This is a genomic window from Nonomuraea sp. NPDC003709 (assembly GCF_040610775.1).
Classification (GTDB): domain Bacteria; phylum Actinomycetota; class Actinomycetes; order Streptosporangiales; family Streptosporangiaceae; genus Nonomuraea; species Nonomuraea angiospora_A.
In genome coordinates this window covers 404257-427188 of sequence record NZ_JBEXMW010000004.1, presented here as the reverse complement: position 1 = coordinate 427188, position 22932 = coordinate 404257, and the positions used below count along the sequence as shown (strand labels likewise).

20 protein-coding genes are annotated in these 22932 nt (G+C 71.6%); 5 read left to right on the top strand and 15 right to left on the bottom strand.

The annotated features are described in order from the left end of the window. Positions 1–149: 149 nt before the first annotated feature. Genes ABZX61_RS14760 through ABZX61_RS14745 form a run of 4 tightly spaced genes read right to left on the bottom strand, consistent with a single transcriptional unit; the run spans position 150 to position 4765 of the window. A complete protein-coding gene (locus ABZX61_RS14760) occupies positions 150–1325 on the bottom strand; it encodes a DegT/DnrJ/EryC1/StrS family aminotransferase (RefSeq protein ID WP_355194663.1) in 1176 nt (391 codons plus the stop codon). 53 nt (positions 1326–1378) lie between these two features. After that, entirely contained in the window at positions 1379–2092 is a 714-nt protein-coding gene (locus tag ABZX61_RS14755) for an amidohydrolase family protein (RefSeq protein WP_355194661.1), read from the bottom strand. Then, on the bottom strand, positions 2089–2778 hold the full coding sequence (locus tag ABZX61_RS14750) for an amidohydrolase family protein (RefSeq protein ID WP_355194659.1): 690 nt from the start codon (positions 2776–2778) through the stop codon (positions 2089–2091). Before ABZX61_RS14750 ends, ABZX61_RS14755 begins: the two co-directional genes overlap by 4 nt. A 19-nt stretch (positions 2779–2797) precedes the next feature. Then, positions 2798–4765 carry a hypothetical protein gene (locus ABZX61_RS14745; RefSeq protein ID WP_355194657.1) on the bottom strand — a complete coding sequence of 656 codons (1968 nt, stop codon included), beginning with the start codon at positions 4763–4765 and terminating at the stop codon, positions 2798–2800. An 85-nt stretch (positions 4766–4850) separates the two neighbouring features. Between ABZX61_RS14745 and ABZX61_RS14740 the strand changes: the two genes are divergently transcribed. The 3 genes from ABZX61_RS14740 to ABZX61_RS14730 are packed head-to-tail and all read left to right on the top strand — an operon-like array spanning position 4851 to position 8373. Then, positions 4851–5654, top strand: coding sequence for an amidohydrolase family protein (locus ABZX61_RS14740; RefSeq protein ID WP_355194655.1), 804 nt, complete (start codon positions 4851–4853; stop codon positions 5652–5654). After that, positions 5651–6379, top strand: coding sequence for an amidohydrolase family protein (locus ABZX61_RS14735; RefSeq protein ID WP_355194653.1), 729 nt, complete (start codon positions 5651–5653; stop codon positions 6377–6379). The genes ABZX61_RS14740 and ABZX61_RS14735 overlap by 4 nt, the downstream gene beginning before the upstream one ends. 44 nt (positions 6380–6423) lie before the next feature. After that, complete coding sequence (locus tag ABZX61_RS14730) at positions 6424–8373, top strand: hypothetical protein (RefSeq protein ID WP_355194651.1); 1950 nt, start codon at positions 6424–6426, stop codon at positions 8371–8373. Here the strand turns inward: ABZX61_RS14730 and ABZX61_RS14725 are convergent. From ABZX61_RS14725 to ABZX61_RS14705, 5 genes are all read right to left on the bottom strand, one after another. Next, entirely contained in the window at positions 8370–9266 is an 897-nt protein-coding gene (locus ABZX61_RS14725) for a dihydrodipicolinate synthase family protein (protein ID WP_350722557.1), read from the bottom strand. The genes ABZX61_RS14730 and ABZX61_RS14725 overlap by 4 nt on opposite strands. A 10-nt stretch (positions 9267–9276) precedes the next feature. Then, positions 9277–10143: a carbohydrate ABC transporter permease gene (locus ABZX61_RS14720; RefSeq protein WP_350722559.1), complete on the bottom strand. Its 867-nt coding sequence runs from the start codon at positions 10141–10143 to the stop codon at positions 9277–9279. Further along, entirely contained in the window at positions 10140–11006 is an 867-nt protein-coding gene (locus ABZX61_RS14715; protein WP_350722561.1) for a sugar ABC transporter permease, read from the bottom strand. The genes ABZX61_RS14720 and ABZX61_RS14715 overlap by 4 nt, the downstream gene beginning before the upstream one ends. A gap of 31 nt (positions 11007–11037) precedes the next feature. Continuing rightward, positions 11038–12279, bottom strand: coding sequence for an extracellular solute-binding protein (locus ABZX61_RS14710; protein WP_355194648.1), 1242 nt, complete (start codon positions 12277–12279; stop codon positions 11038–11040). A gap of 87 nt (positions 12280–12366) precedes the next feature. Further along, positions 12367–13503: a DegT/DnrJ/EryC1/StrS family aminotransferase gene (locus ABZX61_RS14705; protein WP_355194646.1), complete on the bottom strand. Its 1137-nt coding sequence runs from the start codon at positions 13501–13503 to the stop codon at positions 12367–12369. A gap of 74 nt (positions 13504–13577) precedes the next feature. Between ABZX61_RS14705 and ABZX61_RS14700 the strand changes: the two genes are divergently transcribed. Next, positions 13578–14783, top strand: coding sequence for a hypothetical protein (locus ABZX61_RS14700; protein WP_350722567.1), 1206 nt, complete (start codon positions 13578–13580; stop codon positions 14781–14783). A gap of 61 nt (positions 14784–14844) precedes the next feature. Here ABZX61_RS14700 and ABZX61_RS14695 read toward each other — a convergent pair whose 3' ends face one another. From ABZX61_RS14695 to ABZX61_RS14675, 5 genes are all read right to left on the bottom strand, one after another. Beyond that, positions 14845–15900, bottom strand: coding sequence for a dihydrodipicolinate synthase family protein (locus ABZX61_RS14695; RefSeq protein WP_355194644.1), 1056 nt, complete (start codon positions 15898–15900; stop codon positions 14845–14847). Positions 15901–15965: 65 nt separating this feature from the next. After that, positions 15966–16973 (bottom strand): NAD-dependent epimerase/dehydratase family protein, encoded by a 1008-nt coding sequence (locus ABZX61_RS14690; RefSeq protein ID WP_350722571.1) that lies wholly within the window; start codon positions 16971–16973, stop codon positions 15966–15968. A gap of 83 nt (positions 16974–17056) precedes the next feature. Beyond that, on the bottom strand, positions 17057–17941 hold the full coding sequence (locus tag ABZX61_RS14685; protein ID WP_355194642.1) for a Gfo/Idh/MocA family oxidoreductase: 885 nt from the start codon (positions 17939–17941) through the stop codon (positions 17057–17059). A gap of 12 nt (positions 17942–17953) precedes the next feature. Then, positions 17954–19762 (bottom strand): hydantoinase B/oxoprolinase family protein, encoded by a 1809-nt coding sequence (locus ABZX61_RS14680; RefSeq protein ID WP_355194640.1) that lies wholly within the window; start codon positions 19760–19762, stop codon positions 17954–17956. Further along, the gene (locus tag ABZX61_RS14675) at positions 19755–21755 is read right to left on the bottom strand and encodes a hydantoinase/oxoprolinase family protein (RefSeq protein ID WP_355194638.1); all 2001 of its coding nucleotides are present in this window, start codon (positions 21753–21755) and stop codon (positions 19755–19757) included. The genes ABZX61_RS14680 and ABZX61_RS14675 overlap by 8 nt, the downstream gene beginning before the upstream one ends. 50 nt (positions 21756–21805) lie before the next feature. Between ABZX61_RS14675 and ABZX61_RS14670 the strand changes: the two genes are divergently transcribed. Further along, positions 21806–22531 carry a thymidine kinase gene (locus ABZX61_RS14670; RefSeq protein WP_355194636.1) on the top strand — a complete coding sequence of 242 codons (726 nt, stop codon included), beginning with the start codon at positions 21806–21808 and terminating at the stop codon, positions 22529–22531. Here the strand turns inward: ABZX61_RS14670 and ABZX61_RS14665 are convergent. Beyond that, entirely contained in the window at positions 22503–22907 is a 405-nt protein-coding gene (locus ABZX61_RS14665; RefSeq protein WP_350722579.1) for a MarR family transcriptional regulator, read from the bottom strand. The genes ABZX61_RS14670 and ABZX61_RS14665 overlap by 29 nt on opposite strands. Positions 22908–22932: the final 25 nt, after the last annotated feature.

Sequence of the window (22932 nt, the reverse complement as noted above, 5' to 3'; positions counted from 1 at the left end):
GGGCGCCGCCGCGACCGCGGGGGCGGCGGCGCCGAGCACGGCGAGGGTGGCCGCCATGCCGCATGCCAGCATGCGCTTAATTAAGGTCATGGCCGAAACCAAAAAAATGGAGCTGGTTTCGCCCTCAACGACGAATTACGGCCAAGGATCTAATTGGCGAGCACCTTCGCGAGGGCCTCGGCGACGTCGCCGGCCGCCTCGGGGGCGTCCATGAGCATGGCCTGGCGTACCCACACCACGGTCCTGGCGGCCTCCTCGGCGCCCGGGCACGGCTCGACGCGGGTGCCCTCGGCGGTGAGGGCCTCCATCGTGCCGAGCGACGGGTAGCCGGCGTCGAGCGGCACCCCCTCCGCGGCCATGGCGGCCAGCACGAACTCCCGGTCCACCCCGGCGTCGAGGCGCAGCATGAGCAGGTGGCGCGAGTCGCGGGTCGTGCCCTCCGGCGGCGGCACCACGGTCACCTCGGGGACGTGGGCCAGCTCGCGCTCCAGGGCGGCGCAGAAGGCGTTCCTGCGGTCGATCTCCTCGTCGAGGCGGTCCAGCCAGGGCAGCAGGAGCGCCGCCTGGATCTCGGTGAGGCGCAGGTTCCAGCCGACGGACGGGTGGCCGTACCAGCGGCCGCCGGGCGCGCGGCCGACGTTGCAGGCCGACCAGACGCGGTCGTGCACGGCCTGGTCGCGGCAGACGATCAGGCCGCCCTCGCCGGCGGTCATCGCCTTGCTCGCCTGGAAGCTGTAGACCCCCGCGTCGCCCAGACCGCCCACGGGACGGTCCCGGTACGTGGCGCCGTGCGCCTGGGCGGCGTCCTCGACGACCGCGAGGCCGTGCCGGGCGGCCAGGTCGTTGAGCGGGTCCATGTCGGCGGGGCTGCCCGCCAGGTGCACGGGCATGATCGCCGCGGTCCTGCCGGTCACGGCGTCCTGCACGGCTCGCGGGGACAGGTGCAGGTCCACCGGGTCCACGTCCGCGACGACGGGGACGGCGCCGGCCAGCAGCACGGCGGTGGCCGAGGCCACGAACGTGTACGCCGGGACGATCACCTCGTCCCCCCTGCCCACGCCGAGGCCGCGCAGCGCGGCGAACAGGCCCAGCGTGGCGTTGCCCACGGCGACGCCGTACGGGACGCCGGAGCGGCGGGCGAACGCGCCGGCCAGGTCCGCCACCACGGAACCGCCCTGCGTGGCTCCCCACAGGCCGCTCTCGAGCACCTTGGTGACGAGCTCGCGCTGCGCGGGGTCGAGGGGCGGCGGCCAGGCGGGCCAGGGGGCCGAGCGGACAGGAGTGCCGCCGTGGATGGCGAGCGTCACGGGGAGACGTCCCTTCACGAGTGGACCTTCACGAGTGGACCTCACAAGGCGAGCCCCTTACGGGCGGGCCTTCACGAGTGGCCGAGCAGGCGGGCCAGGTTGGCGCCCTGGATGAGGGCGCGGTCGGTGTCGGTGAGCGGGGCCAGGGCGACGCGGCCGTAGCCGGTGCGCAGGTCGAGGAAGCAGGCGTCCGAGCCGAACAGCACCCGCTCGGCCCCCGCCAGGGCGGCCAGCCGGGCGATCCACCGGCCGGTCATCTTCGATCCGCACGTCTCCAGGTAGACGTTCGGCAGGTCGGCCACGAGACGGGCCGCGCGGCCGAACCCGTACGCCCAGAGCCCGGTGTGCCCCATGATCAGCGGCACGTGCGGTTGCCGGGCCGCGACGGCGGCGAACTGGGCGGGGTCGCTCCAGGGCGAGTCCGTCTGGCCGTGCGCCAGGACCGGCAGGCCGAGCCGCCAGACCGGCTCGTACAGGGGGTCGTCCAGGCGGCACTGGTGCACGTCGGGGTGGAGCTTGACCCCCCACACGCCGTCGCGGGCGAGCGGGGTGCGGTGGTGCGGGTTGTAGACCTGCCACACCCCGAACCGGCCGGGGAAACGCCCGGCGATCTCCATGGCCAGCTCGTTGCCGCGCACGGCGTCGGGACCGACCGCGAGCAGGTGGCTGATGCCCATCGCGGTGACGCCGATCCGGTCCATCGCGGCCACGAGGTGTTCGGCGGTGGGATGGGGGATGAGGAAGTCGGGCCAGGTGCCGACGTGGCCGTGGGCGTCGAGGATCACAGCAGCTCCTCCAGCGTCCCGGCGGCGATCCGCTCGATGTCCTTCTGGGGCAGGTCGAGGTGGTCGAGCAGGAAGCGGGGACCGCAGTCGTCGGACACCGGCGCGCCCGTGCCGAACACCAGCCGCCCCGCCCCGAACAGCGCCGCCAGCCACTCGACGCCGCCCTGGGTGTTGACGGTGCCGATCTCGGCCCGCACGTTCGGCGCCTCGGCCATCAGCTCCGCCAGCGCGCGCAACCGGCGGTAGCCGGGATTGAGGACGAGCACGGGCAGCTTGGGCAGGCGCTCGGTGAGGTGGCGGACCTGGGCGGGCGAGGTCTCGTCGAGGTCGATCGCGACGGGCAGGCCGATCTCGGCCAGCCACCGCAGGGCCCACGGTCCCGTGAGGTCGAAGCGGTGGCGTTCGGGGCAGAGCCTGATCATCCGTACGCCCCATGCCGCCACCTCGTCCGGCCCGTCCGGCTCCCCGGCCCCCGGCACCACGACGGGGACGGGGATGAGCCGGGGGTCGTCGAGCGCGAGCAGCGCCTCGTTGCCCGCCTTCGGGTCGGAGTAGAGGCTGAGCGTGTGGGTGACGCAGGCCAGGCCGATGCCCAGCCGGTCCATCTCGTCCCGAGGGTCCGTCGGCAGGTCGTCGAACGGCACGGGACCGATGAGCCGGTGGGCATCGATCACATATTTCGGCACAGACCGAAACTAGCAGAGATTACGGAGTGACGGTCAAGGACGGGCAGCGCGGATCGAGCCGGATCCTGGCCAGGTCGCGGCCCACGAGCCCCCAGGCCCGCCAGGAGCCGGGCTCGAAGTGCAGCTGCGGGTTGGTGTACCACTCGTCGCCGAGCCCGGTGGCCAGCAGCTTGGCCTCGGTGCCCAGCTCGTACGCGTTCCCGCCGCCGAAGAACGTGGACGCGAACACCCTGCCCCGGTGCACGGTCAGCTCGCCGTACCCGGAGAGCTTGCCCTGCCGCACCACTGCCTTGGTCGCCAGATCCATGGCGATCCAGGTGCCCGAGTCGCGCTTGTAGACGCCGTACAGCAGCCCGTCGTGCACCTTGATGTCCTGGAACGTGCGGTGTCCCGGGATCGGGTCCACCTGCCAGAGCACCTTGCGGGCGCGCAGGTCGAAGGCGGCCACGGACGCGGACGTCTTCACCGGCGGGGTGCCGCCCCCGCCGAGCACGTCGCCGCCCAGGTAGACGACGCCGCCCCGGGGATCGACCGACAGGCTCATGAGGCTCTGGTCGGGGATGACGCCCTCGTAGACGTCGATGCGGCCGGTGCGGGGGTCGATCACGGACAGGGCGCCGTTCAGCTTGGCGCCGAGCGGGGCGCTGGCGACCACGAGCTTGTCGGTGGCGGGGTCGTACTCGATGTCCCAGGGGCGCTGCTGGCCGTGGCCCAGGTAGCCGACGCTGCGCACGCGGTCCGTACGCAGGTCGACGGAGACGATCTGCCCGCTCGGGTAGATGGCGGCGTAGATCTTGTTGCCCTTCCGCACAAGGTCCTTCGGCTCGCCGGGCATCCGGAACCTGCGCTTCTCGCCGGTGCGCAGGTCGCGTACCTCCATGGAGAAGTGGCCGCCGACGTAGACGGCGCGGTTGGGCACGACGAGCATGCTCTGCGGCCGCTCCGGGCCGCTGGGCAGGCCGGCGTCGATGAGGTCGACGAACTCCGACTTGCCCGTGCGCAGGTCGAGCCACCACATGCCGCCGCTGCCCGAGAAGCCGAGCATCGTGTTGTCGTCGAGCTGCTGCAGCCGTCTGGTCTCGTCGCCAGGGGACGGCGGTTCGGCGACCTTGGTGAACGCGGTCTCGCCCACGCGGTAACGGTGGACGGCGCCGTCGGGCCGGGAAGTGGCGTAAACGGTGTCATCTGCGGCCACGGTCAGCATGTCGATCGTGCCGCCGGTCAGGGTCACCCGGCGCTCGTCCGTGCCGTCCGAGCGGATGTCGATCAGCGTATCTCCGGCGGCGGCCAGCACCCGGTCGCCGTGCACGGCGACGGCGCCGATGCCGGTCGGGGCGGCGGCCAGCTCCTTCACCGTGCCGTCCGCCCGGGTGATCCGGACGAGCCGGCCCTTGTCGAGCAGCCCCGCGTACACGTAGGTGGCGTCGGCGGCGACCGCGCGCACGTACCGCTCTCCCTGGACCAGCACGCCGAAGTCGCGCACCGCGCCCGTGCCCGGCACGTACTCGCGGACCCGGCCGTCCGGGTAGGTGCCCACGTAGAGGGTGCCGTCGGGCGCGGCGGCGAGGCTCCAGACGAAGCCGCCGTTCTTCCCGAACGACGCCAGCCGCTCCACGGCGCCCGTGGCCGGGTCGAAGCTGTAGAGGTCGGGCACCGGGTAGGTGCCGACGTAGATCTTGCCACCGGACACGGCCGTGGCCCAGGCGCCCTCGGGCTCACCGGCGGCCGGGCCGTCGGGCAGGGTGACGCTCCTGACGACCTTGCGGGTGGCGAGGTCGATGTCGGCCAGCACGGGGGGCTTCAGGCCGCGGGTCACCACGTAGGCGTGCCCGTCGAGCACGGAGGCGCCCACGATGGCGCCGGTGACCGACGCCGGGCCGAATCGCTCCACGGCCGGGGTGTCACAGGCCGTCGCCGCCCGCGCGACCGGGCCGGTGAGGAGCGCGGGTAAGAGCGCCGACAGAATTACCAGGAGGGATCGGAGCATGGGCGCACCTCGCGTTCATTGCTGAGCAATTATGGGCCAGACCGTAACTTTATAAGCACAGTTCGTCAATGGCATGATGTGCGGCATGGCGATTGAGGATGGGTCCGGTATTCCGTTCGACGCGTGGCGCCTGGTCGGCGGGCTGGAGGTGGCGCTGGACGTGGACGTGCTGTTCGGGGCCTACCCCGACCGCGACGGCCCGCCCGGCGCCCCGGACCAGGTGCTGCGGCTGCTGGGCGAGCACCGGATCAGGGCCGCGGCGGTGGCGAGCCTGCGGGCCGCGCTGTTCGACGTGCGCTCGGGCAACGACGAGCTGATCGGCGTGCGGTCTGGCAAGGACGAGCTGATCGCGCGGGCGGCCCCGGAGGTCGTCCCCGTCGGAGCCGTGGACCTGCGCGACCCGATCGGCGCCGCGCGCGAGCTGGAGCGGCTGGCCGCCGGAGGCGTCCGGGCCGTCCGGCTGTTCCCCGACGAGCAGGGCGTCGAGGCGGGCTTCCCGTCCGTCAGGCACGTCGCGCGCCGGGCTGCGCGGCTCGGCCTGGTGGTGCTCACCGGCGGCGACGTGCGCAGGTTCTGGCAGCCCTTCGCGGGGCTCGGGGCCGACGTGGTCTTCCTCGACACGCACTTCTACCACCTGGGCGACTTCCTGGTGGCCGCCGCGGACGAGCCCGGCTTCCACACCTCCACCCGCCTGCTCAACTCCCCCGACGCGCTGGAGCTCGCCGCCGCCGAGCTCGGCGGCGACCGGCTCCTGTACGGCTCGCGCGCCCCTCACTACGAGCCGCTCGTGCCCCTCCTGCGCCTGGCCACCAGCGGGCTGAAGCCGGAGGAGATCGCCGCCGTGGCGGGCGGCAACGCGGAACGGCTCCTGAGGAGGCCACAGTCATGATCATCGACGTGCACGCCCACTGGGGCCCGTGGTTCTTCACCATGGACGTGGCCGAGGCCAACCTCGCCACCATGGACCGCTACGGCATCGACCGCGCGATCGTCTCCGCCACCGAGGCCGTCATCTACGACGCCGCCGCCGGCAACCGAGCCCTCGCCTCCTACCTGGAGACGCAGGACCGCCTGCTCGGCTACGTCACGGCCAACCCGCGCCGGCTGCGCGAGGCGGAGGCGGACCTGGCGGCGTACCTGCCGGGCGGCCGGTTCGTCGGCGTCAAGATCCACACCGACTACACGGGCTCCCCGGTCGGCTCCGCCCAGCTCCGCGACGCGCTCACGCTGGTGGCCGCGACCGGGCGGCCCGCGCTCGTGCACACCTGGGGCACGTCCGTGCTCGCCCTGGCGGAGGTCTGCGCGGACATCCCGGACCTGCGGGTGATCGCCGGGCACATGGGAGCCGACGGGTTCCGGTACGCCGTCGAGGCCGCGAACGCCTGCGACCGCCTCTACCTGGAGCCCTGCTGGTCGCACTTCCCCGCCGGCCGCATCGCGGAGGTGGTGGCGGCCGTGGACCCGGCGCAGCTGCTGTTCGGCACCGACGCGACGCTGATCGACCCCTCGTCGGCGTTCGGGGCGGTCGCGGCGGCGGGGCTCACGGGTGAGACCGCCGAGCGGATCGCCTGGCGCAACGCCGCGGAGCTCTTCGCTCTGGACATTACGGCCTAGCCCGTTATAGCGTGCGGCCCAAACTTCACCAAGGGAGCCCGCGCATGATCCCCCGCCGTCGTTTCCTCCAGGCGGCCGCCGCGACCACGGCGGCCGCCACGTTCACGACCACGCCGGCCCGCGCCGCGACCCACCAAAAAGCCCAGCCCGAAGGCACCCTCACCGACCTGGGGCCGGCGAGCGTCGCCAGCCCGCTGGGCAACGGCGAGTTCGTCGGCGGCGTGCTCTACGCCGGCTCGCGCGGCCTGTCGCCCAACGTGGTCGGCGCGTTCGACCTCGGCCAGGATTCGGTCACGACCCATTTCGACATCCCGACTGGCGTGGGCATCTGGGCGATGTGCAAGGTCGGCACCGACGTCTACGTCGGCACCCACGCGAGATCCGACCTGTACAAGATCGACACGATCGCCGGCCAGGTCACCAAGGTCGCCGAATACCCCGACCACTACATCTGGACCATGGCCTCCTCCCCCGACGGCAAGGTCTACCTGGGCACGTCGGAGCCCGGCCGCGTCTGGGAGTACGACCCGGCCACCGGCACCAGCCGCGACCTGGGCCAGCCCGCCCCCGGCGAGGCGTACGTCCGCAGCATCCAGGCCGACGACACGTACGTGTACGCCGGGATCGGCGCCAACGCCCACCTGATCGCGATCGACCGCAGGACCGGCGAGAAGCGCGAGCTCCTGCCGTCCGCCGTGGCCGACCGCGACTGGGTCTCCAGCATGGGCATGTCGGAGACCCACCTGGCCGGCGGCATGAACTCGCTGGGCGAGCTGCTCGTCCTGGAGAAGGCCGCGCCGCAGAACTACAAGGTCGTCAAGGCCACCGCGGCCGGCGAGAAGTACATCGTCGCGGTCCTGATCCACGACGGGTACGTCTACTTCGCCGGCCGCCCCTCCGGCACGTTCTACCGCTACCACCTGGCCACGGAGAAGCTGGAGGTGCTCGGCGTCCCCTACTTCGAGGCCCTGACCCACCGCATCCTGGCCCACGAGGGCCGGATCTACGGCATCCAGGACAGCGCGGTCTTCGTCTACGACCCGGCGACCGGCTCGCTCGACTACGTCAACCTCGTCCAGCGCGGCTTCAAGGCGGCACCCGAGGAGCCGATGTCCGTGCACTCCGACGGCCGGCGCGTCTACGTCGGCGGCAAGGGCGGCGCCGACGTCCACGACCTGGCGACCGGCAAGGTGACCCGGCTGGGCATCTCGGGCGAGCCGAAGACGCTGCTCACCGTCGGCGACACCACGTACCTGGGCATCTACACCCAGGCGGCCCTGTACGCGCACCACCGCGGCAAGACCGAGGCCGACCTGATCGCCCGCACCGGCAACCAGCAGGACCGCCCGCGCGACCTCGCCTACGACGCCACGACGGGCCTGATCGTGATGCCCACCCAGCCGGAGCCCGGCCACATGAACGGCGCGCTCTCCCTGTACTCGCCCCGGAAGGGCACGTACGAGACCTACCGGCCGGTGGTCGAGCGCCAGACCGTCTACTCGGTCGTCGCCCGGCACGGCGTCGCCTACCTGGGCACCCTCATCCAGGAGGGCCTCGGCCTGCCGCCGGTCACGACGACCGCCCGCCTGGCCGCCTTCGACCTGCGCACGCGCAAGCTGCTCTGGCAGCTGGAGCCGATCCCCGGCGCCCGCATGATCTCCTCGCTCGCCCTCGGCCGGAACGGCACCCTGTACGGGATGGCGAGCACGGGCGAGGTGTTCGAGTTCGACCTGCGGAGCAGGAAGGTCACCAGGACGATCAAGGTCGGGACGAAGGGCGGCGAGCTGTTCGTCACCGGCCGGGTGGCGTACTGCACGGACGGCGGCTCGATCTACAAGATCGACCTGGTCGCGTTCACGTCGAAGGCCATCGTGGACGGGCTGGCCGGGCAGTGGTTCGGCGGCGAGCCCAAGCTGGCGCTCGACCCCTCCCGCCGGGCCCTGTACGCGGTGCGCGCCCGCAACCTCGTCCGGGTGGCCATCGCCGGCCGCTAATGAGCCGCCTGGCTCATCGCCACGATCACGGCCCGCTCCTCCGCCGGGAGGGGCGGGCCGTACGGGTCATGGGAATGCGTCTCGGGCACGCGCCCCTCGGCGGCGGCCAGCCAGAGCATGCGCTGCACGTAGCCCTCCATGGGCTCGGTGAACGTGACCTGCGCCAGCCGGTCCAGCCGCCCGGACGCCTCCTCGAACGCGCGCAGATCCTTGCCCGCGAACGCCTCCAGGACCGCGGCGGTCACCCCGACGCTCGCCGCGGCGATGCCGACCAGGGCCGCCTCGGCCCCCCACAGCAGAGACGGGCCGAACATGCGGTCCTCCCCCGTGATCGCCAGCCGGTCCGCCTCCCTGGCCAGCGCGATGGCGCGCTGGCAGCCCATCGCGTCCGACAGCAGCGCCGTCTTCAGCCCCGCCACGCCGGGATGCGCCAGCAGCTCACGCAGCGTTCCGGCCGGGCACGGGCGCGTGTAGAGGTCGAACGCGATCATCGGCAGCCGGGCCGCCCGCCACACCTCCTCGTGCAGCGCCACCCGGTCACCGTCCGACGGGAAGACGAGCACGCCGTCCGCCCCCAGCTCGGCCGCCACCCGCGCCTGCGCCGCCGGGTCCTCCGCCCCGCCGCCCACGCCGGCCAGCACCGGGACGCCCGCTTTACCGGCGCAGGCGACCGCGCGCTCGATCACGGCGGCGCGGACGTCAGGGGCGAGGTACGGGCCGCGGCCCGTGTGGGCGAGCACGGCCAGACCGGTGGCGCCGTCGGCCACCAGGCCGGCGAGGTAGCGGGAGACCAGGTCGAGGTCCACCTCGCCGGACGCGGTCATGGGGGTGGCCGCGGCGGGGATCAGCGCGCCGCGGAGCCGGTCACGAAGGTTTCGTACAGCGATGTCCACCCGCACGACCCTATTTCAGGCCGGTCATCGCGATGCTGTTGACCAGGTACCTCTGCAGCAGGAAGAACACCAGCAGGCACGGCACCACCGACACGGCCGCCGAGGACATGAGCACCGACAACTGCAGCTCCTCGGTCCGCAGCGTGGTCAGCCCGACGGTCAGCGTACGGGTGGCGTCGCTCTGGCCGACGACCAGCGGCCACAGGAAGTCGTTCCAGTGCCACAGGAACACGAACACGCCGAGCGTCGCCAGGATCGGCCTGGTCAGCGGCACCACGATCGTCCAGTAGACCCGCCACTCGGAGGCCCCGTCGACCTTGGCCGCGTCGAACAGCTCGTCCGGCAGCCCCAGGATGAACTGCCGCATCAGGAAGACGGCCTGCGAGTTCGCCAGCGTCGGCACGATCAGGCCCCAGAACGTGTCCACCCCGTCCAGGCTGTTGACCAGCACGAACGTCGGGATGAGCGTGGCCTGGAACGGCACCATCATGGTGGCGAGGAACGTCCAGAACATGGCCTCGCGGCCGGGGAAGCGCTTCTTGGCGAACGCGTACCCGGCCATGGACGAGGTGAGCAGGATGATCACCACGGAGACCACGGCGTAGATCAGCGAGTTGATCGTCCACGTGACGAACCCCGACGACTCCAGCACCCGCGCGATGTTGTCGAGCGTGAGCGAGTCCGGCCACCGGGCCGGCACGGTCGGCCGGCCCGCCGGCGAGAGCGCCACGATGAACATCGCCACGAACGGGCTCACGGTCAGCACGGACAGCACCGCGAGCAGGGCGGCCAGCGGCCACTTGCCCCGCCACCACCGGCGGCGGGCCGCGCGGGCCGTCCGCACCTCGGTGACGGGCCGGGACGCGGTGATCGTCATGTGTTTCCCCGATCCAGGAAGCGGCGCTGGACCAGCGACACGATCAGCACGATCGCGAACAGCACCATGCCCCACGTGGCGGCGTAGCCGAAGTCGAACGATCGGAAGCCGTGGTCGTAGATGCCGAAGATGAGCGTGTAGGTGGCCCGGGCCGGGCCGCCGCCCGTCATCACGTACACGGTGTCGAAGGTCTGGAAGGCGCTGATCGTCTCGATCACCACGACGAAGAAGATCGTGGGCTTGAGCAGCGGCAGCGTGATCCTGCGGAACCGCTGCCACGCGCTCGCCCCGTCCACCGTGGCCGCCTCCAGGTAGGAGGACGGGATCGACTTCAGCCCGGCGAGCAGGATCAGCATCGAGTAGCCGAACCCCTTCCACACCGACACGACGGCCAGCGCGGGCAGGATCACGGCCGACTGCTCCAGAAACGCCACCGGGCCGAGGTCCGCCTTGGCCAGCAGGCCGTTGATCAGCCCGTCGAACTCGTAGATCCAGCGCCAGATGATGCCCGCCAGTACGAAGCTGGTCACGTACGGCAGGAACAGCATGCCGCGGAACAGCCCGCGCATGAAGACCACCTGGTTGAGCAGCAGCGCCGTGCCGAGCGCCACGAGCAGCGTGAGCGGCACGTAGATCGCCACGTACACGAGCGTGACCCGCAGGCTCAACCAGAAGTTCACGTCGTCGAGCAGCCGGGCGTAGTTGTCCGTGCCGATGAATTCCCAGTCGCCGCCGATGTTCCAGTTCGTCAGGCTCATCCCCGCCGCGCCGAGCGACGGGAAGATCCGGAAGATCAGGAACAGCACGAGCACGGGCAGCACGAACAGCAGGCCGGTGACCGGGTCACGCAGGCGTTGGCGCACCAGGTGTTTCCTTTCTGGCGGGGTGCGGGGCTCAGCCGGTGCCAAGCAGCTGGTTGGCCTCCTTGGCGGCCGCGTCGAGCGCGGTCTTGGCGTCCTCCTTGCCGAGCAGCGCCGCCTGGATGTGCGGCGCGAGCACGCCCATGACCTGGCGGGCCTTGGGGTGGGTGTCGCCGGGGAAGGCGTACTGCAGGGACTTGGCGAACTCCTTGGAGGCCGCCGACTGGTCGGGCACGGTCACGTCCGTGCGGGCGGGGAAGAAGCCCGACTCCTTGGCCAGCCCGCCGGACACCTCGGGCGAGGCCAGGTAGGTGGCGAACTTCTTGGCGGCGTCCTTGTTCTCGGTGTGTTTGGCCAGCACCAGGGCGCCGGGGATGCCGAACGCGACGCGCTTGGTCCCTTCGAGCGGCAGGCCGATGCCGACGTTCTCGACGCCGATGGCCGCGCCGAGCTGGTCGGCCATGCCGGCGGTGGCCGCGTGGTACATGGCGGTCTTGCCGGCTGCCAGCGGGCCGCCCTCGATGTCGTTGGCCTTGCTCGCGGTGTTCTCCGGCAGCCCGCCCACGGCCTTCAGGTCGAGCAGGAACTGCAGGCTGGCCACGCCCTCCTGGCCGTTGAAGGCGACGCTCTTGCCGTCGGCGGAGAAGACCGTGCCGCCGTTGGCCCACAGGATCGGGTAGAAGCTCTGGTTGAGGCTGACATCGGGCTTGCCCGGGTAGTCCAGTACGGCGACCTTCTTGGCGGCCAGCTTGGGCGCGGCCTCCTTCAGCTCCGCCAGCGTCTCCGGCACCTTCTCGACGCCCGCGTCGGCGAACAGCTTCTTGTTGTAGATGGGCGCGGTGATCGTCTGGTAGATCGGCACGCCGTACAGCTTGCCGTTGACGGTGAGGGCGGCCAGGGAGTTGGGCAGGTAGGAGGACTTGGCCGGGGCGACGATGTCGTCCACCGCCTCGACCGTGCCCTGCTGGGCGTACTGGGGGATCTGGTCGGGACCGAGCACCACCAGGTCGAAGCCCTTCTTCGAGACCAGTGCGGTGGTGACCTTCTCCTGGCGGCCCTCCCAGGGCTGCTGGTCGATCTTGACGTCGATCGTGGGGTTGGCGGTCTCGAAGTCCTTCTCCACCTTGCCCCAGAACGCCTGGGCCTTGGCCTGGTCTCCGATGACGGGATACATCCACAGGGTCACGGTGCTCTTGTCCGAGCCGCTGCTGGATCCGCACCCGGCGGCCGCGAGGCTCAGGGCGGCCGCGAGGCCGACTGCCGCTGCCTTCTTCATCGGCGGCTTCCTTTCAACTAATACCGGTCCTGACCGAAACCTAATGAGCGCGTCTTGACCGGGTCAATCCCTGATACATGAACGTAACTACGGTCGAGCCCGAAATTTCGTGATTTCCTGGGCGATCAGCTCGACGTGGCCGGGGGTGTAGGCCTCGTTCCAGTCGATGACCAGCAGCGTACGGTCCACCATGAGCTCCGCCTGCGGGCAGGGGTTGGGCCGGTAGTCCTCGAGCGGATAGCGGGAGGAGCCGTAGATGGCAGCGTCCCACACGGGCGCCCTGTTCAGCGGCTCGGCGAGGTAGCCGGCCCGCGCGGGGATCCCGGTGGCGGCCAGGTGGGCGGCCAGCTCGGGCGCGTCGCCGTCCGGGCACACGATCGGGAACAACCACCAGGCGTGGCCGTCCGGGCGCGGCAGGCGTACCCCTGGGAGGCCCTTCAGCGCGTCCAGGAGCTGTCCGGCCGTGCTGCGGCGGGCCGCGACAACGCCGGGGAGTTTCGCGAGCTGAGCGCGCGCCACGGCGGCCTGGAGCTCGGTCATGCGGTAGTTGATCCCGAACGCGGCGTGCGACCGGCCGGCCGCGCGGTCCCAGCCCTTGTCCGAGAACAGCCGCATCCGCCTGGCCAGCTCGTCGTCGTCGGTGATCGCCACCCCGCCGTCGCCGCAGGTGATGTGCTTCCACTGCTGCAGGCTGAGGCAGCCGACCTGGCCCGCCGTGCCCGCGAGCCCGCCGCCGGGCAGCTCGGTCAGCCAGGCCTGCGCGCAGTCCTCGATCAGCGTCAGGCCGTGCTCGTCGGCGAGCGCGCGCAGCTCGCCGACCCTGGCCGGCGCGCCGAACAGGTGGACCGCCATGATCGCCTTCGTACGGGGGCCGATGAGCGCGGCCACCGCGTCCGGATCGAGATTGCCGTCGGAGGGATCCACATCGGCGAAGACAGGGACGGCGTTCTGCGCCAAGATGGGGGCCACGGTCCCGAAATCCGTGATCGGGGTCGTGATGATCTCGTCTCCGGGGTCCGGCGCGGCCGCGACGACCGACAGGTGGAGGGCCGCGGTGCCGGAGCTGCAGGTGATCGCGTGACGGGAGCCGTAGACTCGGGCGATCTCACGCTCCAGCGCCCGCGCCTCGGTCCCCCAGACGGAGTTGAGCATGCCCGAGCGGATCACCCGCTCGGCGGCGGCCACCTCCTCGTCGCCGAGCGTACGGCCGTCCGCTTCTGCCATGGACGGGAACTTCACCGGGCACCTCACAAGATATGATTGCGGTCTTGACCGAAAATAGCGAGAGGGAGGCGTGGGTGGGAATCGTCATCGGGGTCGTCGGCCCGCACGACCTGGTCGACGACGTCGCGGCCGTCTGCGAGGAGCAGCCGGGCGTCAGCACGCTGCGCCTCGACTACGACCACGAGTCTCAGGCGCCCGCGATCGTCGAGGCGCACGCCTCCTCCGTGGAGGGGTGGCTGTTCACCGGCATAGTGCCCTACATGCTCTCGCGTGACGCCGACGCGCTCACCCGCCCGGCGGCGTTCGTCGACTACTCGGGCGCGACGCTGCTCAGCGCCCTCGTACGCCTCCAGCACGAGGGCCAGGACATCACCCGGCTGTCGATCGACACGCTGTCGGCCGCCGACGTCCAGACCACGTTCGCCGAGGCCGGGCTGCCCACCGGCGATCTGCGCACGCTGCCGTACCGGCCGGAGATGACCTCCAAGAAGGCCGTCACCTTCCACCGGAAGGGGCCCGCGCACGCGGTGATCACCTGCCTGAGCTCCGTGCACGAGGCCCTGCGCGACGAGCGCCACGTGCTGCGCCTGGTGCCCTCCGTCCATTCGGTACGGGTGGCGCTGCGCCAGCTCATGCTGACCGCCGAGGGCCAGGCCCAGGAGGACGCCCAGATCGCGATCGGGCTCGTCGAGGTGGCCAACGAGGAGGGCCTGCTGCGCGAGGCCACGGCGCTCGGCGGCACCCTGGCGGCCTTCCGCGGCGGCACGCACCTGCTGGTGACGACCCGCGGCCCGCTCCACGACGCCACGGGCGGCTTCACCGGGCTGCCCATGCTGGCGCGGCTGGCCGGCCAGAACGACGTCGTACGCGTCGGCTTCGGCCTGGGCCGCAGCGCGGCGGAGGCCGAGAGCCTGGCCCGCCGTGCCCTGGCCAGGGCCCGCCGGATCGGCGAGGTGGCCGCGGTCCTGTCGCTGCGGGCGGACACGGACATCGTCCTGGAGTCGGTCACCCCGGCGCCCACGGGAGCGCAGAACCTCTCGGTCATCGCCCGCCGCGTCGGCCTGTCGGTGCCCACGCTGGAGAAGCTCCTGGAGGCGCGGGCGGCGGCGGGGGACGAGCCGCTGACGACCCGGGAGATCGCCGAACGGCTGGCCGTCCAGCAGCGCACGGCCCGGCGCATGCTTCATCGGCTGGAGCTCGCGGGCCTGGCGGAGCGCACCGGCAACCTCACCAGCGGCACCAGCGGCCGCCCCCTGACCCTCTACCGCCTGACCCTCTGACCCCCGCACCCCGGGCGCAGGGGTGGTGGGTGTGGGGGTGGCGGGGAGAAGGGGCATGGGGTCAGGAGAGCCAGCGGTCGAGCCCGGCCGAGACGAAGTCGTCGTCCCGGAGCCACGGGTACGCGCCCCAGATCCGGTCGATCTCCGCGAGCTGCCCCGGCGAAAGCTCCTCCGCCGGGTCCAGGCACCACCGCCCCGCCAAGAGCCCCTGCCGCCGCAGCACCTCGTGGATGCCCGGAATGCACCCATGGAACCCGTTGGCCGAGTCGAAGATGGCCGCGTTGGCATCCGTCAGGTGCCCGTCCAGCGTGAGCAGCCGCCGTACCGCCGCGTCGTCACCGCCCCGGGCGAGCTTGGCCTCCTCCAGCAGTTCCACGGCCCGCCGCACCCACACGGCCCACTGCCCGAGCAGCCCGCCGACGAATTCGACCTCCACCTCGCGCCCGTCCACGACCACCCGGTGCGAGGTGATGAGGTCGGCCAGGATGTGGTCGTCGTTGCCCGTGTAGAGCGCCACCTCCCCGGCCCGCCCCGCCCGTACGACGCCGTGCAGCACGTCCAGCGTGCGATAGCGGTCGAAGGGCGCGACCTTGATGCCGACGACGGACTCCACGGCGGCCAGCCGCGTCCAGAAGTCACGGGACAGGGTGCGCCCGCCCACCGCGGGCTGCAGGTAGAAGCCGATCACCGGCAGCACCTCGCCCACGGCCCTGGCCCGCTCGATGAGCGCGTTCTCGTCGAGCTCCCGGTAGGGGCTCAGCAGCACCATGTGGTAGCCGAGCGACCTGGCCAGCTCCGCCTCGGCCACCGCCTGGGCGGTGGGCCCGGTCGCCCCGGCCACCAGCACCACCTCGCGCTCGACCTCCTTGGCGGTGCGGGCCGCCAGTTCGAGCACGGGCGGCAGCAGGCCGGTGCCGTGGATGGCGAACTGCGTCGTGTGCACGCCCACCGCCAGCCCGCCCGCGCCCGCCTCGACGTAGTAGCGGGTCAGCGCCCGCTGGCGGCGCTCGTCCAGCTTCCTGTCCTCGGTGAGCGCGAGCGGGTGCGCCGGGATCACCAGGCCGCGCCTGAACAGGTCACGAACGGACGTCTGCGCCTGTGGAGCCGTGCTGAGCACGTGAGGTCCCCCTTGGTGTTTGTCGGTGTGGGCGAGCAGAGTGGCGGGTAGGGTGCCGGAGCCGGTCAGAAACGGCCGTCACGGCGTTCGAACTTGGTGGGTTTGCCGAGCAGCGGCCCGCCGTCGGCCACCCATCGCGCCGTGTGCTCGATGAGCTCGGCGGGCGTGAGCTCCGGGTAGCCGAACAGGCGGTGGCAGCGCCCCGCGTTCGACAGCAGCGCGGTCGGCGCCTCCTCCCCGGTGAACACGGGCTCCTTGCCCAGCGCCGCGCCAAGGTCCAGGGCGATCCGCCGCACGGAGAGCAGCTCGGGCCCGGTCACGTTGAGGAGGTACGGCGGCGCGGAGGCCAGGGCCAGCGACCGGAGCGTGACCTCGTTCGCGTAGCCCTGCCAGACCACGTTCACCTGGCCCGTCGACAGGTCGACGGGCTCCCCGGCGAGGATCTTCTGCGCCAGGTCGATGAGCACGCCGTAGCGCAGCTCGACCGCGTAGTTGAGGCGGACGAGCGACAGCGGCGTGCCGTACGTCTCGGAGAAGTGCGTCAGCACCCGCTCGCGCCCCAGGCAGCTCATGGCGTAGTCGCCCACGGGCCCCGTCGGGGAGTCCTCCGTGCTGCCGCCGCCGGTGACGGGGACGAGCGGGTAGACGTTCCCGGTGGACAGGGCGGCGATCCGGCTGTGCCGGAAGCGGTCGGCGACCCTCCCGGGCAGGTACGCGTTGGTGAACCAGGTGGCGTGCTCACGCCCCTGCGTGCCGAACTTGGCGCCGACCAGGAAGACCACGTTCGGCGCGTCGGGCAGGTCGCGCAGCGCCTGCTCGTCGGCCACGTCGGCGGACACCACCGTCGCGCCGTCCTCGGCCAGCGACTCGGCGAGCCCCGGCTCGGAGAAGCGCGAGACCGCGATGATCCGCCGGTCCCCGTTCGTGGCGTTGAGGGCCAGCCGTACCAGGCTCGGCCCCAGCTTGCCGCCGGCGCCGAGGATCAGGATGTCGCCGTCGAGCCCGCTGAGATCGTCCACCAGCCCGGCGCTGGGCCGGGCCAGTCGCTCCTCGAGTTCCGCTGTCGTGCGCACGCGGGTATCTCCTCCGTCTGTTATTTACGGTCCAGACCGTAACTGTCGCAGACTTCGGCTGTCAACGGGTACGCACAACTGGGTCAGGCGACCTCACGGGCTGTGACCAGCACATCGAGGATCGCCCTGGTCTGCTCCCACGGCACCGGGCTGGGCGCGCCGCGCACCATGGAGAGGAACGCGTCGATCGTCCCCTCGTACCCGAGCCCCTTGACCGGGTCGTCGCCGCTCTCGATCACGATCGACTCGGAGCCGTCGCGCCTGTGCACGGTGACGGTGTAGGCCTCACCCTCGGAGACGCCGAGGATCTCCACCGTCCCCGTGACGCCGCTCCCCCACCGCAGCGCCATCACGCCGGTGTCCTCGGAACGCAGGCCCTGGTAGTGCCGCTTGGCCCCGGCGGCGCCCACCAGCCGCACGTCCGGCCCCAGCAGGGCGACCAGCAGCTCGACGCCGTGGATGCCCATGGTCACCATGGTCCCCCCGCCCTCGCCGGGCGTGTCCTGCCAGGCGTTGTAGCCGTCGGCCCACAACCCCACGTCGTGCCGTACGGTGGCCCGCACGGCCAGCACCTCGCCGGGATCGACCCGGACCCCGGCGAACGCGGGGGCGAACCTCAGCACCGAGCTCGACAGCACCCGGTCGCCGATCGCCAGCCGGTCGAGCGCGTCGAGCTGGACCCTGCTGGCGGCGGCCGGCTTGTTCACGAAACAGGGGGCGCCGGTCCCCAGGACCCGGGCCAGCGCCTCGGGCACCTGCGGGTTGGGGACGGTCAGCACCACGCCGTCGGGCCCGGTGGCCAGCGCCTCGCCGAGGCTGCCGGCCACCTTCGCCGTCGGGTGCTGGTCGGTGAAGCGCCGCAGCCGCTCGGGGTCCTGCTCCCACACCACCAGCTCCGCGTGGCGGGCCAGGGTGTGGGCGTCGGTGTACGGATGGCTGGTGGCCAGCCCGGCCAGGACAATGCGCACGACGGTATCTCCCTAAAGCTCGTCCACCTCGGCGTACGCGCGTCCGCCCGAGAGCTTCGCGTACCCGGGCCCACGGTCGAAGAAGCGGTCGCCCGGAGGGCGCAGGCGGGCGCGCAGCTCGGCGGTGCCCTGCTCGTCGATGCGGTCGCCGTCGAGCACCACGCCGTAGTCGCCCAGCGCGCCCGCGATCGACACCTTCCCGTCCCGCACGTCGGCGGCCACCGCCCGGGGGTCGCGGTCGTACGGGGAGCCCCAGCCGCCGCCCCCGGTCGTGCGGATGCGGATCAGCTCACCGGCCTGCACCGGATGGTCGTCGACCAGGCCCTCCATCTCCTTGCCCGCGATCTCCACCCGGAACGGCCGCCCCGCGAGGCCGCCGTTGACGCCCCAGCAGGACAGGATCGAGCGGTCGGCGATCGACATGTAGGAGGCGTCCCTGAGCATCCTGATGTGCTTGTCGTAGCCCAGCCCGCCCCTGAACATGCCGGGCCCGCCGGAGTCGCAGGCCAGCGCCAGCCGCTCCACCCGGAACGGCCAGCGCGCCTCGGCGAACTCCACCGGGATGTTGCGCGAGTCGGGCACCACGTGGATGGTGTCCTCGCCGTCGGCGTACCAGCGGCCGCCCGAGCCGCCGCCCAGGACCTCGCGCATCAGGTACGGCTGGTCGTCGGCGTCCGTGCCGTACACGCCGGTGTAGCGGATGGTCTCCTGGTCGGCGGGCATGCGGCCGTTCGTGGCCTTGGCCAGCACGCCGGCGAGCACGCCGAGCAGGCGCAGGATGACGAACGTGCGGGCGTTCGTGGGGGCCGGGAAGACCGGGGTGAGCAGGGTGCCCTTCTCCGGGAAGATCATCTTGATGAGGGGCACGACGCCCTCGTTGACGTCCAGCTCGGCCATCCGCTCGGGCGTGTCGGCCAGGTTGCGCAGCACCGGGGCCAGCCACTTCTTCAGGAACACGCCGTCGGCGTAGTCGCCCGCGTGGTTGATCGGGCCCTTGGCCTGCGGCGACGTGCCGGTGAAGTCGATCGTGAGCGGGGAGTCGGCGGCGTGGTCGACCGTGAGCGTGATCCGCTGGGCGTGCAGGCGGGGCTCGTCCACGCCGTCGTGCTCGGCGTAGTCCTCCCACACGTACGTCCCCTCGGGGATCTTGGCCAGCAGCTCCCTGCGGAACGTCTCGGTGGTCTTGGAGATGATCGCGTCGAAGCACTCCTCGACGGCCTGCCTGCCGTACCGGTCGAACAGCTCGCCCAGCCGCCGCGCCCCCATCAGGCAGGCCGAGCACTCGGCGTCGAGGTCGCCGGCCAGCGAGTCGGGCATGCGGGAGTTGCGGGTCATGATGCGCAGCGCGGCCTCGTTCGGCACGCCCTGGTCCCACAACTTGATCGGCGGCACCATCAGGCCCTCTTCGAACACCGACCGGGCGTGCGAGGGCATGGAGCCGGGCACGGACCCGCCGATGTCGTCGTGGTGGCCGAACGCCTGCACGAACGCCACGACGGCGCCCTCGTGGAAGACGGGCACGGTCACGCACAGGTCCGGCAGGTGGCCGATGCCGCCCTCGGAGAGGTAGACGTCGTTGTGGAAGTACACGTCGCCGGGCTTCATCGTCTCGACCGGGAAGTCGCGCACCACCGGCTGGACGAGCGCGCTGTAGGAGCGGCCGGTGAGCTTGCGCAGCCGTACGTCGTGGATGCCCGCGCGGAAGTCGTGCGCGTCGCGGATCATCGGCGAGCGGGCCGTACGGGCGATGGCCGTCTCGACCTCCTTCTCGACGGACGCCAGCGTGCCCTCGACGATCTCCACCAAGATCGGATCAGTCACGGCGGACCTCCACATTTCCGTACTCGTCCACCTTCGCGGTGAAGCCTGGGTGGATCGGGATCGTCGAGCCGTACTCCTCGATCACGGCCGGCCCGATGACCGTGGCGCCGGGGCCGAGGGCGGAGCGCTGGTGGATCGCGGTGTCGCGGGTCTCGTCGAAATGCACGGGACGTACCGAGGTGGCGCCCTCGCCGGCCTTGTCCAGGCGGCGGATGGCCGGGCGGGTGATGGGGCCGATGCCGGAGACGCGCAGGTTCACCCATTCGACGCCGTGGCGGGGGTCGTCGCGGTACGCGTACCCGTACAGCTTCTCGTGGGCCGCGTGGAAGCGCTCGACCACCTCGGCCTGCCAGTCCTCGTCGATCTCGCCCGCCGGGGCCGGCACCCGCACCTCGTACGCCTGGCCGTAGTAGCGCAGGTCGGCGCTGCGCAGGTAGACCGGGTCGTCGAAGCCCTCCCGGTCGAGCGCCTCGCCCGCCTGATGCTCCAGGTCGTGGAAGATCTCGACGGCCTTGCCGAGCGAGAGGTCGCGGGTGACGTACGTACGGACGTAGTCGTTCTTGACGTCCACCGTCAGCAACCCGAACGCTGAAACGTTCCCGGGATCGCGCGGGACGATCACGGCCGGCAGGCCGAGGATGTCGATCAGCCGGCACGCCAGCAGCGGCCCGGACCCGCCGAACGTCACCAGCGGGAAGTCCCGCACGTCCAGCCCGCGCTTGACGGTGAGCTGCCTGATCGCGTTGCTCTGGTTGAACGCGCTGATCTCCAGGATGCCCGTCGCCGTCCGCTCGGGAGTGAGCCCGAGCTTGTCGGCCAGCGCCTCGATGCCGCCGCGCGCGGCGTCGGCGTCCAGCGGGATCTCGCCGCCGAGCAGGTGGGGCGGGATCCGGCCGAGGAACACGTGCGCGTCGGTGACCGTCACCTCCGTCCCGCCCCTGCCGTAGCAGATGGGGCCGGGGTCGGCGCCCGCGGACCTGGGGCCGACCTTGAGCGTGCCCTCGGGCGAGATCCACGCGATCGAGCCGCCGCCCGCGCCGACGGTGATGATGTCGATCATCGGGATCTTGCACGGGTAGCGGCCCACGGAGCCCTCGGTGGTGATCGAGGGCTCGCCGTCGATCACGACGGCCACGTCGGTCGAGGTGCCGCCGCCGTCCAGCGTGATCACCGACGGGTGCCCCGCCGTGGAGGCGATGAGCGCCGCGCCGAGCGCGCCCGCCGCCGGGCCCGACAGGACGGTGGTGATCGGCTGGTTGACGACCTCGCGGGCCGACAGGATGCCGCCGTTGGACTTCATGACGGAGAACGGCTTGCCGAGCCGGTTGGACAGGCTCGCGATGTAGCCGCGCATGGCGGGCTTGACGGCGGCGTCCACCAGCGTGGTGACCGAGCGCTCGTACTCGCGGTACTCGCGCAGCACGTCGCTCGACAGCGAGATCACCGCCTCCGGGTGCTCGCGCCAGAGCACCTCGCGCATGCGGCGCTCGTGCTCGGGGTTGGCGTAGGAGTGCAGGAAGCAGACGCCGATCGCGTTGATCCCCTTGGCCCGGAACCAGCGGGCCACCTCCACGGCCTGCTCCTCCGAGAACGGCCACACCTCCTGCCCCAGGTGGTCGAGCCGCCCCCCGACGGTCTTCACCAGGTGCACGGGAACGATCCTGGGCGGTTTGACCCAGAAGTAGGAGTTGCCGTAGCCGTCGGGCACGCTCTGCCTGGCGATCTCCAGGACGTACTCGAAGCCCTCGGTCGTGATGAACCCGAGGTCGGAGATCCGGTCCTCGAGCAGTTGGTTCGTGGCCACCGTGGTGCCGTGGACGATCGAGCCGATGTCGAGCTCACCGAGCTTCTCGATGCCCGCGACGAACCCGTCCGCCGGGTTGGCGGGCGTCGAGGGGGTCTTGGTCGTGAGGATCTCACCGGTCGCCTCGTCCACCGCGACCACGTCGGTGAACGTTCCTCCGGTGTCCACTCCGATACGCACGCTACGCATGGCTCCTCAGCTCGGTGACCACTGTTCCTCCTGCGAACTCCAGAGGAGAAATGTCCCACGAGGTCATGGAACAAGCCAAGCCACTAAGCTGGCCCCCCGTGACTGAACTGTCTGCCTTGTCTGCCGTGCCGTCTGGCGCCCGGGATGCCGTGCTCAAGTTTTACTTCGGCCCCATGGACTGCGGGAAGTCCACCTTGGCACTCCAGATGAATTACAACCACGGACGCCAGGGTAGGCGTGGTCTGGTGCTGACCAAGCACGACCGCTCCGGCGGCCCCAAGATCACCAGCCGGATCGGCCTCGGCCTGGAGGCCATCGAGGTGGAGGACTCCCTCGACATCGTGGAACTGGTCACCTCCCACGACCGCATCGACTTCCTCATCTGCGACGAGGCCTGCTTCTACACCGTCCCGCAGATCGAGCAGCTCGCGGACCTGGTGGACGAGCACTGCGTGGACGTCTACGCGTTCGGGCTGGCCTCGGACTTCCGCTCGGTGATGTTCCCGGCGGCGCAGCGGCTGTTCGAGCTGGCGGACGAGGTGTGCCGGCTGCAGGTCGAGGTGCTGTGCTGGTGCGGCCGTCCCGGGCAGCTCAACGCCAGGGTGGTGGGCGGGGTCATGGCGCGTACGGGCGAGCAGGTCGTGATCGGCGACACCGACGCCTCGCCGGTGCGCTACCAGGTGCTCTGCCGCCGCCACCACCGCTCCGGCCGGCTCGGCGAGGGCGAGGGCCAGGGCCGGAGCGTCCTCACACCAGGCGGTCCAGCAGGTCTCTGAACAGCCGCCGATCCTCCTCCGGCAGGTCTGCCAGGAACTCCTCCTCCGCCACGCCCACGGCGCGGGTGGCCGCCTCCAGGACCTCGCGCCCGTGGCCGGTCAGCTCCACCATGTTCTTGCGCCGGTCGGCGGGATGCGGCCGGCGCCCGACGAGCTTCTTGCGCTCCAGGCCGTCCAGCAGCGCGACCATCGTCGTCCGGTCGATGCCCAGCCGCTGGGCGGCCTCCAGCTGGGAGAGCGGCTCCGGCGTGCGGAGCACCGACATGACCCCGAACTCCCGCCCGTCGATCTCGTACGGCTCCAGCGCCGGCCCCGTCAGCTCCCCCAGGCGCAGGTTGGCGTGCTTGAGCAGGTAACCGAGGCGACGTCGCGACACGCCTCGATTGTCACACAACCCTTTC

Excerpts from the sequence above, each read along its gene's own strand:
- ABZX61_RS14745 (WP_355194657.1), bottom strand. The coding sequence starts at position 4,765 with ATGCTCCGATCCCTCCTGGTAATTCTGTCGGCGCTCTTACCCGCGCTC.
- ABZX61_RS14740 (WP_355194655.1), top strand. The coding sequence starts at position 4,851 with ATGGCGATTGAGGATGGGTCCGGTATTCCGTTCGACGCGTGGCGCCTG.
- ABZX61_RS14735 (WP_355194653.1), top strand. The coding sequence starts at position 5,651 with ATGATCATCGACGTGCACGCCCACTGGGGCCCGTGGTTCTTCACCATG.
- ABZX61_RS14730 (WP_355194651.1), top strand. The coding sequence starts at position 6,424 with ATGATCCCCCGCCGTCGTTTCCTCCAGGCGGCCGCCGCGACCACGGCG.
- ABZX61_RS14720 (WP_350722559.1), bottom strand. The coding sequence starts at position 10,143 with ATGACGATCACCGCGTCCCGGCCCGTCACCGAGGTGCGGACGGCCCGC.
- ABZX61_RS14710 (WP_355194648.1), bottom strand. The coding sequence starts at position 12,279 with ATGAAGAAGGCAGCGGCAGTCGGCCTCGCGGCCGCCCTGAGCCTCGCG.
- ABZX61_RS14705 (WP_355194646.1), bottom strand. The coding sequence starts at position 13,503 with ATGGCAGAAGCGGACGGCCGTACGCTCGGCGACGAGGAGGTGGCCGCC.
- ABZX61_RS14675 (WP_355194638.1), bottom strand. The coding sequence starts at position 21,755 with ATGCGTAGCGTGCGTATCGGAGTGGACACCGGAGGAACGTTCACCGAC.
- ABZX61_RS14670 (WP_355194636.1), top strand. The coding sequence starts at position 21,806 with ATGTCCCACGAGGTCATGGAACAAGCCAAGCCACTAAGCTGGCCCCCC.